Raw genomic sequence first — 16617 nt, forward strand, 5'->3', positions numbered from 1 at the left:
GTAGCAAACTCTGTAGGCTGAAGCGTGGAAATAAACCATCACAGTTCCCTTGACAAGGAGTAAGGAAAAAATAAGGAGTTTGAGAGCTTGCTTTTGGCAGGCTTAATTCGGATTTCCTTGCCATAGACGAGTGCAGGCTATCCAGGTGCAATATTATGATTTTTAACGGACTTTAGATATGAGCCATTCGTTTTAAAAACTGGCCGGATGCCAACACCTTCCGTCAGTTGTAGGAGTTTTGTCAGTCAATCAGAGGTTTGCCCTGTCCTGTTCTTATGGGATGAATGATGACTTGTTATTCGACCACGGAAGCGATCAAAACAGGAGGACATTGAATGACCCAAGTGGTGGTTGGTGAAAATGAGCACTTAGAATCAGCCCTACGTCGATTTAAGCGAAAAGTCTCCCAAGCTGGCATCTTTGCTGATATGAAAAAGAATCGTCATTTTGAGACATTTGCACAAAAACGCAAACGTAAAGAAATTGCGAGACATCGGGAACGTCGAAGACTCCGAAACCGTAGAAGACGGTTCTAGCAGGGTAGATTGCTATATTAATTTTTTGGATCCACTCCGGTAGCATCGTTATTGTAAGGCGTGGGTAATAGGTAATAGGTAATAGGTAATTGGCAATTGTGATTACTCCTTTACCATTACCTGTTACCCGTTGCCTATTCCCGTTACCCATTATCCAAAACAACCTTAGATTATGAACACTACAAATCACAAACGATAAAAGTGGACTTGATGTAACCTGATTTTTTGCTCAAGTTGTTAATGGCTGAGGATTCTTAGTCAGTAAATTTCGCAACCAGCGTCGAGTATTGGGAGAGAGTAGCCACATACCGAAGTACAAACCTATATCCATAGGTAGGGGTTTGCCATGGCGAATGGCTTCCCACAGAAGGGGAAAAAATGCCTTCCACTCACCAGCAAAAGCAGCTCTTGAACTTACCTCTGTCAAGATAAAGGATGCGTAAGCACGGGGTGTGACTAAGTCTTGTACTTTTTGAATCCAGTTTAATGAATTCCGCCATTTAGTAGTTCTACTCATACTAGAACGGTTGTCTCCTAAATACCACACTGACAATGGTTCAGTCACAAACTCAATTCCTACCTCTTCCAAAGTAGTCGCCCGTAACAGCCAGTCCCAATCTTCGTGAACCTCACCGCTGATCCTGGGGGGGATTTTTTGCAATAACTCTTTGGATGTAAAAATAGTTGAAGCTTGAATTACTGCTTCTCCCTGGAAGAAGGTATTACGAACAAACAGATATTCACTCATTGGTTCTGATTTAGAGGGAATTCTTCTCGGCCAAATGGAATCGTCTTGGGGAGTCCGAGCAATTAGGTAACAGCTGACAATAGGGTATTTGTATTGGGAGCGATTAGCAGCTTCCAGTTGCAGTTCCAGTTTTTGGGGCATCCATTCGTCATCATCATCTAGATGAGCAATCCATGGGGCTTGAGCTGCAGCAACCCCCGCCCTCCGAGCGGCGGTGCAACCTTGATTGGTGGGCAGTTCAATCACCCTTAGCCGGGAGTCATCCACTTCTGCTAGTGAGGCACAAGTACCTTCATTCGGACCATCTATAACAACAATGACTTCAATTTGACTAAGGGTTTGAGCCAGAGCGCTTTGAACAGCTCGTTTAACTAATTTTGGTCTGCGATAGGTAGGTATTACGACACTAACTAAGGGTTTCAAGGTTATATCCTCCTGATGATATGTTAAATGAAAACTGTCTGCTGATTATAAATCCTATGATTAGCCAGATTTTGGAAAAAAAATAACCAGTTTAAGGGACTAATTAAGCATTGCTTCCCATATTTGAGTCGTTAGGGGGGCGAAATCAACTAAAATTCGTAAGTCTTAAAAGGAATAAATATTAGCTAACAACCTCTTTATATAGCCCCTACGCCAATAGGATGATTTGAATGAACTGAATAATTTATCAAATCTCAATAGTAGTAGGGGTATATCAGTGGGAGGTTTAGCAATATACCGTTTATCGTTAATATTTCCAAAACTTTCAGAATGCTCAATATCACCTAATTTTTCTGCTTCATAAAGAGTAGGATTTTTGAGAACTCTATACAAAGGTTGAGTTGCCATTTTTTTGAGGGGCTTAATGAAGGGATAGTTTTGGATATATTTTTGGTATTGACTAATGAATTCTAAAGCACCCTTTTGAATAAGTAAAGCTTTTTTTCTATCCTGTAAGCTGAGGTCATGTTCATCAAGTACTGGCTTAACCTCTTGTCCTATACAAGCATAATTATGAACACTGCCATGGGGAGCAGCATGGATAAATTCCAAAAATGGTAAGCATAGCTTTACTAGATTTTTGTAATATTTAGGCTTGCCTAAATCAATTATATAACTAGACATATCCATTCCTTGTTTGCGATTTTTTTTTGCCTGTTTAAGTATTCCAAAGTAGTATCCCTTAATTTCTATATTTTTCTCTATTTTTTTGAGCAGTGTAGATAGAGAATACTGCATTGTTCCATTCCACCCTATATCTACTATTGCTATTCTTTTTTTATCTAATAAACCAATAGATTTTAGATAATTTAAAAGATTTATTCGTTCAGAGCATGCTAACTGTAAAATTTCACTAGCTAGTAATTTATACAACTTATTTAAGTTGATATAATCTTCTTGAGTTTTTACTTTTTGATGACTATCTACAAAACCAGCGCTTTGAATTTCTTGCCGATATTGGTTAGGGTCAAGATCAATTCGCTCTAAAAACTGTGAAACTGTTAAGATACTCGTTCCACTCGCTAAAAAATCCATGGCTACATCGTTTAATTCAAAGATGCTAGGAATATTGAGAGCTCTTCTTGAGGCATACATATAGTCTGCCCTTGGACTATTATCTCTATATCCGGCTAGTAGGTAATAAACCTTATGCATGATATAACCATCACGGGATAAGAAGAAAATTTTGTCTATGCCATCTTTAGTGGTTGCATCTAGCAACCAATTCATGAAACTCAAAAAAAGTATCCCAACATTCTTAAAACCGAAGTTATACCAAAAATCCTCTTCGTCAGTAGTTTGGTTATCCTGAGGAGCACAATAATACTGATTGATAATGGTTGCTAGATAAAATGAACTATCAATAGATTTTTTTTTGTTAACAAGCTTATGAAATTTTTCCTTTTGAAACCAATAACTATTAATAGCTCTGTCTCTTGGTTTTTTATAAAAATAACTTAATAACCCATTGGCTTTGGCATTCAAAACATCGGACTGATAATTATCACCAATGTGAAGAATATCTTCTGGATTACATCCTAGCTGTTTAACAACATATGGATAAATATCTCCCACAAATTTAGTTTTACCTATAGCACAAGACAAAAATAGCTTGTCACTCTGATCATAGCCTGCGGCATTAATAATTTTATTAATCACCGATAGGGGGAGATACATATCTGAGATAAAAATAATCTGTTTCTGATTTTCTCGGCAATAGTTATAGACCGAAAAAATAAATTCATTACGTCTGCAAACCTCCCTTTCGGTTTCTATTTCAATTTTTTTTAGTATTTGTGAGGTTTGGTTATTAAGTCCAAAATCTTCTACCAAACACTCAAATATGTCATCCAAGGTAACTTCTGAACCCTGTTCTCGTCTCCAGAGTTTTTCCCTAGATTTTTTTTCAGCTTTTTGCCTAAGCTTAGGATAATTTGGTAATAACTCGGAATGACAATGCTCATACTGTTTTTGAACCAGTGTAAAAACATCACTTGGCTCTAAAACATTGCGTATAATTGCGGTATCAAAGATATCAAAGGATACGTATTGGGATGTATTGATGATCTTGGCTAGTGTGTGATCCATCTGACCTATCTTGAAACTAAGCTGCTGAAAACCTAATCCAGTGTTGGGTTTTCCTTGCTATATCTATGTGTTCTTAACTACTCTGATTTTCCTATTCAAGGGAAAAGTAAGGATAGATAAGGAGTTAAGGGGACTAGCATTGAAAAGAGTAATTAAAAAACGGGCAATAAAAGCATTGCCCTGGCTAAGTGAGAAATCTCAGACTATCTAATCACAGCATTCCCATTAGTGAAGAAAAAGTAACACTATTACTCTAAAGCATAAAAATTATCGATCATCAAAGCAGTGTATTTGTGAAAACTCTAAAAGTCTCTCCCGATCTTGGAAGGTTGGTGAATTACCTCTGTTGTGCCTATACAATTGGGATACAAACATACACTACATAAGACCCCCAGTTAGCCTACAGCTAAGCTGGGGGAATACTGCCAAGGTATTCACAGCATTTTGCTTATGTCAATAGTGATCAGTGAACCGACACTCTCAAATACCGAAATATACCTGAAACATACCAAGTGTTTTTTAAACGTCAAGGGTAGCTAATGGGAAAGTTATACTAAGTTGGGATCAAAGATAGTATTTTCCTCAAAAGGTGATGGGGTGATGAAGTGATGGGATGAAAGTGCTAACTATGAATGCAACTTAGTATCACTTGGTATGAATCACGATCATGGTGGTTTTGCACCATGACTGAGACTAAATTAATAAAATTAATTTTTTCAGTTATTCTGAGTTGACTAGCTAGAACTTACTAAAAGCTGCAGATCAGGTGCATCCTGATTTTCCTAGTTCATTCCCTGAGGTAATGGTGAAAGAAGGCTTACAGGCTCGTCTAAACTGTGTTTTTGTCCATTTAGCATGTACCCCATCTTCTCTACTCTCAAAGGTTGTGCATAAAATTTAGCTAGAGCAAGTTGAAAGAAAAAGGCTGGATTACCGAGTAAGTAGCGAGCTGCGAGACGTTTGGGTTCACGGGATAGGCGATAAAGCCACTCTCCACCAAGATTGGAAATAAATTCTGGACAGTCAGGAACCAAACCTGCCAATCGGTCGATTACTGCACCACCAGGCATGAAGACATTGACATTAAGACGACTACCATGCTGCCAAATCCATTTTTCTTGAATTGGCATACCCATGCCTACCAATAAAAGATTAGGTTTTGCCTGGTTGATTTTATTAATTATCTCTTCATTTTGTCTGGGGTCTTCTTTATCAAAATATCCATGGTGACCATCGACAACAATATTGGGGTATTGTTCTTTGAGGTTATTAAGGGCTGTTTCTAGATGCTTAGGCTTTGACCCCAACAGAAATATTGAAAAACTATTTTGGTTAAAATTATCCAGTAATTTGGGCATTAATAGTGTGTAAGAGGCGCGGTATTTTTGCGATAAATTGTACCCCATAAACTGAAGGGCTTTTAAGATACCCATACCGTCACAATGGGCGATTTCTGCACTTTGGATAAATTCATAAAACCAGGGGAGCTGCATCGAAAGATTAAAACTATGTACGTTGTAGTTAGCTACGGTTATTTTTCTGTCTTCAACGCAAGCGGCATGAATGGCGTCTACAATCCTAGGGACGGTTACACAAGATATTCTACGCTCTAGCAAATGTACATTAATAGCAGGTAAATAATCTAATTCATTCAGTTTATTTTTTATTGCCATTGCCGTAATAGTTAGAGTAGTGATTAATTACAGTATTGCTACCGGTTGTCCGCGATCGCGTTTTCACGATGTCCAAATTATGAATAAGTTATGTGTGTCTATCACAAGTAGGACTTACGCAGCTGCTAATCGAAATTAAGGTTTTAGGCAATAGGTAACTTCGGCTCTGGCAACAGAGCACCGGCAATAGGGAATTACAGCAGTTTTACAGATCTGATTTTACAGATCTGAGTGGATAAGTCTTGAGGAGGTAAAAACCTTGTATGCTTGGATGGTATCCCCCCATTACCCCCCTAAAAAAGGCGGGTACACAAGAGGCTTACATCCATGGTCTTGACAAATGACAAATGACTAACTTATCTTTTCCAAATTACCAACATTACACCGCAGATAATCACACCCAACCCCACGGCACGACTAAGGGGGATGGTTTCCTTAAAGAAAAAATAGCCCATCAGTACGGAGAAGATGTAAGTCAAGGATACTGAAGGACCAGCAACGCTAAGATTTACCCTGGTCAGCAACAAAATGTATGCGAGTGCCCCTAAACCATAACAACATAACCCTGCTATAATCTCTGGGGTCTTGGGTATACTGAAAATTTGATCTAGCCAATTGCTAGCGTTAACTTTTTCCAGCTTTTCGGCTCCAGTTTTGAGCAAGAACTGTCCAGTAGCACTGGTTAGGACTGACATTAAGAAAAGAATAAATTCTGCTAGAGTCACGAATATCTCAGAATTACAAGTGGTCGATGCTTCTTAATCCGATTGCTAGTTTGATGTTATAGGCTTCAAGCTTATGGAGCGATTAGTTATTGTGATTGCTCCTAAAATAGTGTTAGGAGATTGATTTTAAGTATTTATGGCTATTTCTAGCTCTGCTACCTACACCGAAGAACAAATTTCAGCTTGGCTGCGGGGTTTATTTGCCGTTGCCTGGGCTGATGGTCACTTTGACCCAGAAGAACAAGAGGTTATGGCTCAAATCACCCAAGAGACATTGGCTCCTGGCACTGATTTGCAGTCTTTCGATAAACCCATTACTCCTGAAGAACTGGCAGCAGCTTTAGGTAAGGATAACACAACCGCAGAGAATTTTCTACGAACTGCTGTAATGGTAGCCTTGGCAGATGGGGTGTACTCTGCGACTGAAGCTGATGTTCTAGACCAGTTCTGTGAAGCACTAGGTCATAAGGTTGAGGCTCTTGAATCACTGCAGGTAACTCTTTATGACGGTAAGGCAAGTGAGCAAAGGGATTCTGTTGATGCGTTAGCTCAAGAACCAGGAAGTTCTGACCATCCCCATTCGGATATTCTACAGCCAATGCGGGATTGGTTAGATGGTATGGATGTTAATGACCCACGGGTCGCTCGATTTATGTGCAAACTGATTCCTTCTCAGTGTCCGTTTGAACGGGACGTAAAGCTATTTAATCACAAAATCGTCCACATCCCACCGATGTGTAAGCTTAATCCTCTCTATGATCAGTTAGTTGGCTTGCGCTTCCGGGCTTTATCTTATTTAGCCGATGATTGTGGTGAAGATGTTTCAGCTTATTTATAAGTGGTGATTAGTGGTTGGTGATTGGTGATTAGTCATAAGTCATTGGTGACTAGTCATTAGTCATTGGTGATTCTTAGTTAGATTAATTAAGGGAAATGGGTTCAACTGACTGATGTCAAGAAAAAACTAAGGACTAAAAACTAATTATGCAATTTATCGACCAAGCAGAAATTGAAGTTGTCGCTGGTAACGGGGGCGATGGAATTGTGGCGTTTCGGCGGGAAAAGTATGTTCCTGCTGGAGGACCGGCGGGGGGTAATGGTGGTCGGGGGGGTAGCGTGATTTTCAATGCTATAGAGCATCTGCAAACGTTGCTAGATTTCAAATACGCCCATTGCTTTCGAGCTGAGAATGGGGGTCGGGGAGGCCCTAATAATCGGACGGGAAAAAATGGTAGCGATCGCATTATTGAAGTTCCCTGTGGCACGGTTGTCTACAATGCTGACACGGGAGAACTGCTGGGGGATTTGGTGAAACCTAGGCAAATGCTGTGTGTTGCCAAAGGTGGTAAAGGAGGTTTGGGAAATCGGCATTTCCTGAGTAATCACAATCGCGCACCAGAGCATGCGTTACCTGGACTACCAGGAGAGGAATTGAGGTTACGCTTGGAGTTGAAGTTACTGGCGGAGGTGGGCATTATTGGTCTACCTAATGCTGGTAAGTCTACTCTGATTTCAGCACTCTCAGCGGCACGACCCAAGATAGCCAATTACCCCTTTACCACTTTGATTCCGAATTTAGGTGTGGTTCGTAAACCAACTGGGGATGGTACTGTATTTGCTGACATTCCTGGGTTGATTGCTGGAGCTCATCAAGGTATTGGTCTGGGTCACGACTTCCTACGTCATATCGAACGCACTCGCTTGTTACTCCATTTGATTGATATTACTGCTGCTGACCCGATTGCTGATTATCAAACCATTCAACAGGAATTACAAGCCTATGGGAGAGAATTGCCAGAGCGTCCCCAAATTCTTGCCCTTAATAAGGTAGATGCGGTTGATCAAGACATGATCGATGAGGTGTCTACTTACCTAAATCAGCTTACTCAGGTACCAGTTTTTTCGATTTCAGCTGTTGCTAAAATCGGCTTGGATGCTTTGTTATCGAAAATCTGGCAATCTCTAGATCAGTTGTCAGTGGCAGATTCCTCAAAGGCAACAGTCAACCTTTAACAGTGAACTTTCAAGGTTTAACCGGTAATTAAGAAATGACTAATTATTAATGGCTAATTATTCAAGTAGTCATAGACTTGTCGAGAAATTGTGCGAATCAGTTTTTCGGCACTGCTATCATTAAAGGGGCGTTTGACCATTACGGTGATAATGTAACGCTTGCCGTTGGGCATTTTGACTAAACCGACATCGGCCAGTAGTCGGCCAAGGGTGCCAGTTTTATGGGCAATGGTGGCACCATTACCTAGTCCTTGGGGTAATAGTGTGTTGGTCTTGGTTTTGATCATGATATCGATCAGGTCAGTACGAGATTGGGGAGAAATCCACTTACCTTGCTCAAGGTTAAAAATCAAACTAGCTAGTTCTCTTGGGCTAGTGGTGTTTGTTCCTGGCAAATCTGGTAGGGGGTTGCGCAGTACAGTTTTTTTCAACCCCCAAGAGCGGAATCGTTGATTGAGAACTTCGATGCCACCAAGACGTTCAATCAGCATATTTGTAGCCGTGTTATCACTAATGGTGATCATTTTGGTTGCTACTTCCAGAGCTTTGTACTGTTTGCCTGGTTTTTGATATTTCATGTTTCCAGAACCACCAGCAATCATCTCTGGTTTCATGGTTATATATTCATCTAAGAAAACTTTGCCTGCATCTACATCCTGAAAGAAAGCAATTAGAATTGGTAACTTAATGGTGCTAGCAGCCGAAAAAATGAGACGGCTATTTGATTCTAGGAAAGCACCAGTATCAAGATCATGAATGAAGATTCCAGGTTGCAATTGGGGGTGTTGCTTTACTAGAGTTTGAATTTGTTTTTGTAAGGGAGATTTGTTGAGCAGCAGGGGTGTCAATTGAGAACTAATTGTCTGACTCAAAGTCTGCTGGACTTCAATTGGAGCATTGTCTGTGGTTTTGGTAGATGGTTGGCTAGCAGTACCCAAGCTGGATAATACGGTACCTGCGATCGCTGCGAGACCAATGCCTACAATCAGCAAACGGATAATCAAAATCCATAGCCTGGTAGAGGAGTTTTCGGAACGGCGCTCTCGGCGAGTTCTCCGAATTTGTACAGATTGGTGATTCGGGGTATTGGAGAGGGGTAGTCTAGCCTTTAGCTGGTGTGCTCTGGAGGAGTTAGGGGATAAATCAGCAACCAATTGTGGCTGAGGACGTTGCCGAATTGGATTACGAGCATTGGTTATGGTGGGCAAGGATGAGGACGCTGGTGTAGCAAAGGGATTGAGTCTTCTACGAAGGTTTGGTAACTGGGGTGTTCGGTATGCTACCCTCAGCTGGGATTGACTGGAGCGAATTGTAGAAGGTTTTGGTGAACGGGATAGACGAGCACGGGTACGGGGGGTAGGTGGCGGGGTTGACCGAGATTTATTTGATTTGGCGGATGAGCTTTGGCGGCGCGTTTTCTGTTTTGGTTGGGATTTGGAGGGTTTAATTTCCTTAGTTTGTGGCTGTTTGGTAAGGTGGCGACGCGGGCGGCGGCGGGAGGAGGTTGGTTTCTTTTGTTTTTCCACTGCTGAATCTTAGGCTGAGGTTTACCAGATACATAAAACCCGAAACAATCTGCTAGTTCTCGGAATTTTCTGAGTATGGTCTAATGATAAGGGAGAGAACTTTAATGGATGTAGCGCTATCAAGCTTCCCTTTCAGTTTTTCTTGAGTCTTCCGATTACAGAGTTTTGATCTAGTACCAACAGTTGAAGCGCCCATATATCACACCTCCAATAAAACCTATGCAAGCCTATTTTAGGACTGGTTTGGTTTTGATGGATCATCTACCCCAGACTTTGGTAAAAATTCTAGCGCCCATTCTACCTGGCGGAGCATTCCTCTGAGCATGTTGATCTCTTCTGTGGTGGGGGTTGCTCGGTTTAATAGACGTCGCAGCTTTTCCATCCGTGCTGCTTTGGTATGGGGATAAAGATAACCAATTTTCAATAATAAGGCTTCTAGATGCTTAGAGTAGCGTTCTATCTGGTCCAAAAGAGCAGCATCTTGGTAGGGGAGAGCGGGGGATAAGGGTTGAGTTGGGATGGGTGATGGCTGGTGTGTACTTTGATCAAGTTGATATTGATAAAGTTCATAACAGCACACTGTTACGGCTTGGGCTAGGTTTAAGACTGGATAGGTGGAACTAGTGGGAATCCGGACAAACCGCTGAGCATGATTGAGTTCATCATTGCTCAATCCCCTAGATTCAGGGCCAAAAATCAGGGCAGAGGTTACGCCAGGTGACAATAACCAGGGTAAGGCGGTTCTGGGATGTTCGAGAGTAGTGGGGATGGCGCGGCTACGAGCAGTGGTTGCGATCGCTCTTTGACACCCGACTAAGCCATCTGCTATGGTTGCTACGACTTGGGCTTTTTCTAAGATATCTACCCCATGCACTGCCATCTGCTGTGCTTCTTGGCTGAGATGGTCACACTGAGGATTCACTAGCACCAGCTGCGATAACCCCATATTTTTCATCACTCGCGCTACAGAACCCACATTCAATGGACCAGCGGGTTCTACTAAAACAATCCTGACTCCGATATACATTTTCAAGGTTTAAGAAGGTTGTTCTTGCCCAGGCTTCCCTTTTAGGGTAGGTTGAAAGTCACCGTTCCAGCACAAAACAGTTGCACCATTTGTGCAAGTTCAGGACTTAGGCAAAACTGGGCAACAAACGCGCTGATGGTATAGAGTGCGTTATTAAGGCACCCTACAGGTAGAGTCGCTGCTTCAGTCCTGCTCCCTCTTCTGCTGATGGGGAAGCGACTGCATCAAGACATGGTGCTATCTTTGAGGGCAACTTTGGTATTCACCACTTGATATTAACCTGAGTTGGACTCAAGTCTGGACTAAAAATTCCTCTGGATCAGTATCCCAATTTACCCAGCGAATTGCTTCACGGGCTGATTCTACATGAGGCGGCACTCGTATAATGTGAACAAAGTTGGTGCTAGGACAAGTCATCTTGAGTAGAAAAATTGGCTCGATATCGATATCGTTATTAATTGTTAATAGGGTGTATTCTTGCCAGGAATCCAATCGCTGTGCTTCTAGGTCTTGGCAAATTCGGGCGTAACCAATTCCTTCAATGAGGATTCGCCTAAGTTCAGCGTTGGGTTCTTCTAAAAGCCACCCAGCTTGCCACTGGTTGGGGTTGACTGTCCCGTATTTTTCTGGTAGCGTCACGCCGTGATAGGAGTATAAGCTGAAACCATCAGCAAATTCCATGGCTGGCTGTCCTTCTCTATGAAGGCGGTCTTGAGTGTCAAATGAGACCTTGGTTGGGCGATCGCAAACGAAGCAGATGTTTTCACATGGGAACATCCAACTACAGTGTTTGACTAGGGATTGGAATATTTCCCATGTGGTTTGATGGTGAGGGCAATTTAAGACGGAAATATAAAAGTCAAACCGACTACTGTCAATACTCCAGTATAAGGGTGACATGAATAGTCTCAATTCAGTCCCAAGTTGTTCAAGTACTTGCAAACCCAGTCGAATTCGCTGTTGACTAACTGTTGATGTATCTAGTTCATATAACAATTGGTTTTGCAATTGCCTGTGTAATTGGGTTCCCATGGAAGTGTCCAAGGGTTGCCACAGTTTCTCTTCAAGTTGACGGCTAATCCGTTTAATGTTAAGCTTTCGCCCGAGTTGGTAGAGTAGCTCTTGTTGGAGTTCTTTGCCGAGTTGGGTGTTGAGATGTTGCCGTAGTTGATTGATTAATTGACTCTCCAGTCTTGGCTGGAGTTGACTCTTTAGTTGGCTGTCAATGTGTTGCTGGAGTTGGTTCAGGATAATTTGAAAAAAACCGTAAGGGCTATCACAAAAAACAATATCTGGTACTGGTTTGCCAATGGCTGTATAGGCAGCGTTTATGGCTACTGTTGCTTCGTGACGATCAATGGCTCCAGTCAATAAAGATAAGTTATGCCACTTTTCTTGATAAGTTGGGATTAAAGTCTCTTGCTCTGGGGTCAGATGTTTTATATTGGGTTGCCACATATCGCCATACCTGTGTTTGATATTCCCATTTAATCCCGATTTGACAATTGTGCTGAATGCTGAGTGCTGAGTGCTGAGTGCTGAGTTTAGTAAGTGGGGGAGTGTTTTCATCCAACGGTAGTTAGCTAGGAGTTATGGGATCTAATTAGTTATTCAAGTTAAGCTGGCTGTTTTTACACTAAAGTATGTTTTTTTGTAACAATTATTCACAAATTAGGTAAGCTCTCAGGTATTAGGTAAGCTCTTAGGTAATGCGCTACCCGCACGCGTGCGCGTTCAGCTATCAGCTTGTGTTTGACTGCTTAGGATTGAGGATTAAATAATGTGGCTATTCGGGACTTTTATGCTATAATAATGGGTTAAATTAAATAAACCTACTAAGTTATATAGCTTTGATATTTTGATAGTTTATTTTTTAGGCTAAATTAGCATACTAATTACGGAAGAACCCCCCTCTAGATAAATCATCGCTGTATTCTAAAACGCTATATTTTTTGCAAGGAGTTATAAGATAGCTACGATAAGAAATTACTCGTCGCTAATCACAATTACCTAAGCATGAACTGGTTTCCCCTATCCCGCAAACACTGGTCAACTAGTAAATTTCTAGCTTTATTCCTCTGTAGCTGCTTCCTAATTATTAGTTGTGGTGGTTCTCCTAGCAATCAACATACAGGTTCCTCCAGCAGCAGTAACAGTAATAGACTCACCATCGGTACTACCCTAAAACCGAGAACTCTCGATCCAGCCGATGCCTATGAACTAGCAGCTAGTAACATCCATTACAGCTTAGGCGATCGCCTTTATACCTACAAGCTGGGGACCTCAGAATTAGTGCCACAACTGGCAACTGCTATGCCTACTATCAGCAAGGATGGCTTAACTTACACCATTCCCTTACGCCAAGGTGTAGTTTTTCATGATAACACCCCATTTAATGCTGAAGCCATGGCATTTTCCCTGCGTCGGTTTATCGAAAATGGTGGCAAGCCCTCTTCTCTACTCGAAGGTTTGGTAGATTCGATTGAACCCTCTGGAGATTACGAACTCACGATTAAACTCAAAAATCCCTTCGCTGCCTTTCCAGCACTGTTAGCTTTTTCTGGAACTTGTGCTGTTTCTCCCAATGCCTATGAAATTGGTAGTGGTAAATTTGAACCGACCAAATTTGTAGGTACTGGTCCGTATAAGCTAGTTAAGTTTAGTCCTAACGGGATTCGCCTAGATGTTTTTGAAGACTATTGGGGTAAAAAACCAGCCAATAAGGGATTAAATGTTCAAATCCTGACCAATTCCGCTAATTTATTCAATTCCATCAAAACCGGTGCTGTAGACATTGGTTATCAAAGTTTAGATCCCGATCAAATCCTTAGTTTGCAAAAAGGAGCACCGTCTGGCGGTTGGCAAGTCATAGAATCTCCTAGCAATAATATTAATTACATGGTGCTCAATACCCAAATGGCACCGTTGGATAAACCAGAAGTCAGACAAGCGATCGCTGCGATTGTTAATCGTAAACTGATCAACGAACGGGTGCTAAGAAACCAAGCTGCACCAGCCTTTAGTATCATTCCCACTAGCTTTGATGTTTCCAAGCCAACCTTTAAAGACGCCTACGGTGACGGTAATATTGCCAAAGCTAAAGAGCTGCTAGCCAAAGCGGGATTTACTAAAGACAATCCGTTGACATTAGAAATTTGGTATTCCTCAGGTTCAGCAACCCGGCAACAACTTGCGAGTCTTCTCAAAGAATATGCTGCCCAGGAACTTGGGGGGATTGTCGAAATCCAGCCCCAAACTGTGGAGTCAGCAAATTTCTTTGGCAATCTAGGTAAGGGAGTTTATCAGAGTGCTTTAGTCGATTGGTATCCTGACTTTTCTGACCCTGATAACTTTATTCAGCCCTTAGTCAGTTGTACTAAAGGTTCCGAAGGGAAAGGGTGTGAAGCTGGAGCTAGTCGCTCTCAGGGATCCTTTTACTATAGCGATCGCATGAATAAACTGATTCAGCAACAGCGTCAGGAATCAGATCCAGCCGCCCGAAAGCAGATTTTTGCTGAGATCCAAGAACTTTTAGCAAAGGATGTACCCTTAATACCGTTATGGCAACCAAAGGAATATGCTTTTGCCCAGTCAGGCTTAAAGAATGTCCAGTTAGACCCAATTCAACAATTGCCACTGTGGGAGATTGATAAGGGAAATTAAGTTAACTGGCTGCCCCCGTGCTTTAAGCCGGGGGAGAGTTCAACCCCCCAAAGTTCTACTTCTGTTGGATTGACAAAATCTTCATTAACTGGTAGGTTTTGCTTAAAAGCAATATTAATAGGAATAAAGCCAAGTACAAAAGAACTGAAAAACATCACAGCAACCACATCAAGCTGACTGAAAGAATTTTGGTTTGACCCTTGAGAACCACTCATATTGACCTACCTCGTTTTTTTAGCCTTTCTTCTCAGTTTCAACGGGTAATGTAGGCGATCAGGTGTGTTTTCGAGTATATTTTTATCTATAATTCTATATAGAGTTTGATAGTTCAAGTTTATAGGTAAAGCTTGACCTCTATTTTGTAGTGTTAGTTTTTAAGCAACAAATAGTACAACTCTCCTGTATCATTAATCAGCCCTGCCCGATTACCTGCCAATTTACCAGTACCCATAAATATATCCACTCGACCCGGTCCTTTAATCGCACTACCAGTATCCTGATCCAACACATAGCGACTGACCAGCCTAGATTCCAACTGACCCACAGCATTGGGATAAGGAATACTAGTCTGGATAAGAGCCAAGGCTCCTGGAGGCATGATAGATTTATCGGTAGCAATCGAGCGCTCAGCCATTACTGGCAAACCAAGACTACCAGTAGCAGGTGCCCCCCTGGTTTCCCGAAAGAACACAAAACTTTTATTGCGGGGTAAATATTGACTCAGTTCCGTCGGTGAAGTGCGGAAATAATCGATCACCGCAGGCAGGGTTAGCCCTTCTAGCTCCATCTTGCCATCGTTAACCAGTTGCCGCCCGATACTAGTGTAGGGATGACTCGTCTTACCAGCGTAGCCCACGCTCATCAAGGTGCCATCTGGCATTATAATTCGGGCTGAACCCTGAACGTGAATCAAAAACGCCTCTAAGCGATCGCGTAACCAAACTAGTTCTTTCCCTCGTAGTGGGCTATTTTTCCCTAAACCATCCCATCCTTCCAATGCCGCACGGGTTGGGTGAGGTTTTTGCCAACGTTGGAAATCAGAGGGTAGTCCATAAAGGGGATAGCGATACTCAGCACCTTGTGTGCGACTCCCAGCATACACTGGCTCAAAATAACCTGTGAACCCAACAGTTCCCTGATTGTCCTTCCCCACACTCTTGTAAAAGACAAATTCTTGTTGGATGGCCGCTTGCAACGCTTGAGGAGTAGGGGACTTGATCAGAAGTTGGCGGAAACGGACTAGAGAACGGCGGACGCGATCGCGAGTTACTCCTGGTACGGAATAGTTTTGGTAAGCCTTAGCAGCACTAGGGGTTTTCAGATAACGCAAGCTATTGTCTATCGCCCTCAACATCACTCGCCAGTCCCCTGACTGACCACCAGAACGCTTCCACAGCTGTTCATCTAAACCCAATGGATCCTGATTGAACTGAACAGTGTCTAGTTGAACCGCTTGCAGCGGAACACTAGCAACTGCAGCACCGCTAATCGGTAGGAGGGCTATTCCTATGGTCAGGGAAATCCGAGTTAGAGTTTTTCTCATACTTGCCAAGAATCCAATCACCAGCTATCGCCCAGTCAAAGCAGTCAAAGTGTATTAAAAACGTTCGACGCTACCAGAGAAAATAGGTTCCACCCGCATAGCAGTGATACGAGCAGGACGTACTACCATGTACTCCCCTTGGACATTTTTAATGGGTACGCTAATGAAGTCTTCAGAGTTAGATTTTGGGATAAGTTCGCCACTATACCACTTTTGAAACTCTTTAATTGTGGCAAACCGTACTTCTTCCCGGTGACCACTTGACAAAAGAATGTGAACAGCGTACTCGTCTGGGGTTCTTGGCATAGAAAATTCTCCTTAATCCATGCCAACTATTATCAGCGACCTTGAAGGGGAAGGCAAAAAGTCAAAGGACAAAGGTCAAAGGGATTCCCAATACACCAAATCCCAAACGTCCTTTGTCCTTTATCCACCAGTCTTGCTTGACATTCACAGAGTACTTAGGTTGATAAATTAAACCGTTTTAGCAAATTTTCCATCACCGTTGGCAACATTTGGCGCAGTTCCTGTGGATTTTGGCAGATCAGCTGCTGGTAGCTAGGCAGATCAAAAGGAAACTGTCCTGGTAAAA

General features: G+C 42.1%; 14 protein-coding genes. 4 read left to right on the plus strand and 10 right to left on the minus strand.

Annotated features, from left to right (window positions below):
- The first annotated feature begins 335 nt into the window (after positions 1 to 335).
- Positions 336 to 536 carry a 30S ribosomal protein S21 gene (gene rpsU / locus F6K52_RS04410; protein ID WP_070394310.1) on the plus strand — a complete coding sequence of 67 codons (201 nt, stop codon included), beginning with the start codon at positions 336 to 338 and terminating at the stop codon, positions 534 to 536.
- 229 nt (positions 537 to 765) lie between these two features.
- Here rpsU and F6K52_RS04415 read toward each other — a convergent pair whose 3' ends face one another.
- The 4 genes from F6K52_RS04415 to F6K52_RS04430 form a co-directional block, all read right to left on the minus strand.
- Entirely contained in the window at positions 766 to 1707 is a 942-nt protein-coding gene (locus F6K52_RS04415) for a glycosyltransferase family 2 protein (protein ID WP_293074602.1), read from the minus strand.
- 165 nt (positions 1708 to 1872) lie between these two features.
- Positions 1873 to 3855 (minus strand): hypothetical protein, encoded by a 1983-nt coding sequence (locus F6K52_RS04420; protein WP_293074605.1) that lies wholly within the window; start codon positions 3853 to 3855, stop codon positions 1873 to 1875.
- Between the two features lie 782 nt (positions 3856 to 4637).
- Positions 4638 to 5528, minus strand: coding sequence for a WecB/TagA/CpsF family glycosyltransferase (locus F6K52_RS04425; protein WP_293074608.1), 891 nt, complete (start codon positions 5526 to 5528; stop codon positions 4638 to 4640).
- A gap of 356 nt (positions 5529 to 5884) precedes the next feature.
- A complete protein-coding gene (locus F6K52_RS04430) occupies positions 5885 to 6223 on the minus strand; it encodes an EamA family transporter (protein WP_293074611.1) in 339 nt (112 codons plus the stop codon).
- Positions 6224 to 6389: 166 nt separating this feature from the next.
- Here F6K52_RS04430 and F6K52_RS04435 point away from each other — a divergent pair, with 166 nt between their 5' ends.
- Together F6K52_RS04435 and obgE are read left to right on the plus strand one after the other, a co-directional pair.
- Complete coding sequence (locus tag F6K52_RS04435; RefSeq protein WP_293074615.1) at positions 6390 to 7091, plus strand: Mo-dependent nitrogenase C-terminal domain-containing protein; 702 nt, start codon at positions 6390 to 6392, stop codon at positions 7089 to 7091.
- Positions 7092 to 7237: 146 nt separating this feature from the next.
- Positions 7238 to 8266 (plus strand): GTPase ObgE, encoded by a 1029-nt coding sequence (obgE, locus tag F6K52_RS04440; RefSeq protein ID WP_293074618.1) that lies wholly within the window; start codon positions 7238 to 7240, stop codon positions 8264 to 8266.
- A 53-nt stretch (positions 8267 to 8319) separates the two neighbouring features.
- Here obgE and F6K52_RS04445 read toward each other — a convergent pair whose 3' ends face one another.
- The 3 genes from F6K52_RS04445 to F6K52_RS04455 form a co-directional block, all read right to left on the minus strand.
- Complete coding sequence (locus tag F6K52_RS04445) at positions 8320 to 9792, minus strand: serine hydrolase (protein WP_293074620.1); 1473 nt, start codon at positions 9790 to 9792, stop codon at positions 8320 to 8322.
- A gap of 232 nt (positions 9793 to 10024) precedes the next feature.
- Positions 10025 to 10819 (minus strand): RNA methyltransferase, encoded by a 795-nt coding sequence (locus F6K52_RS04450; RefSeq protein WP_293074628.1) that lies wholly within the window; start codon positions 10817 to 10819, stop codon positions 10025 to 10027.
- 291 nt (positions 10820 to 11110) lie between these two features.
- On the minus strand, positions 11111 to 12388 hold the full coding sequence (locus F6K52_RS04455; protein ID WP_293074622.1) for a DUF6745 domain-containing protein: 1278 nt from the start codon (positions 12386 to 12388) through the stop codon (positions 11111 to 11113).
- A 447-nt stretch (positions 12389 to 12835) separates the two neighbouring features.
- On the opposite strand from F6K52_RS04455, the gene F6K52_RS04460 reads away from it, so the two are divergent.
- The gene (locus F6K52_RS04460) at positions 12836 to 14482 is read left to right on the plus strand and encodes an ABC transporter substrate-binding protein (RefSeq protein WP_293074623.1); all 1647 of its coding nucleotides are present in this window, start codon (positions 12836 to 12838) and stop codon (positions 14480 to 14482) included.
- On the opposite strand, the gene F6K52_RS04465 is transcribed toward F6K52_RS04460, so the two are convergent.
- From F6K52_RS04465 to F6K52_RS04475, 3 genes are all read right to left on the minus strand, one after another.
- A complete protein-coding gene (locus F6K52_RS04465) occupies positions 14479 to 14697 on the minus strand; it encodes a hypothetical protein (protein ID WP_293074625.1) in 219 nt (72 codons plus the stop codon). The genes F6K52_RS04460 and F6K52_RS04465 overlap by 4 nt on opposite strands.
- Positions 14698 to 14849: 152 nt before the next feature.
- Positions 14850 to 16025 carry a murein transglycosylase A gene (locus tag F6K52_RS04470; RefSeq protein ID WP_293074627.1) on the minus strand — a complete coding sequence of 392 codons (1176 nt, stop codon included), beginning with the start codon at positions 16023 to 16025 and terminating at the stop codon, positions 14850 to 14852.
- A gap of 54 nt (positions 16026 to 16079) precedes the next feature.
- Entirely contained in the window at positions 16080 to 16331 is a 252-nt protein-coding gene (locus tag F6K52_RS04475; RefSeq protein WP_075902058.1) for a hypothetical protein, read from the minus strand.
- Between the last annotated feature and the right edge of the window lie 286 nt (positions 16332 to 16617).

The sequence above is a fragment of the Moorena sp. SIO3H5 genome (assembly GCF_010692395.1).
Lineage (GTDB): Bacteria > Cyanobacteriota > Cyanobacteriia > Cyanobacteriales > Coleofasciculaceae > Moorena.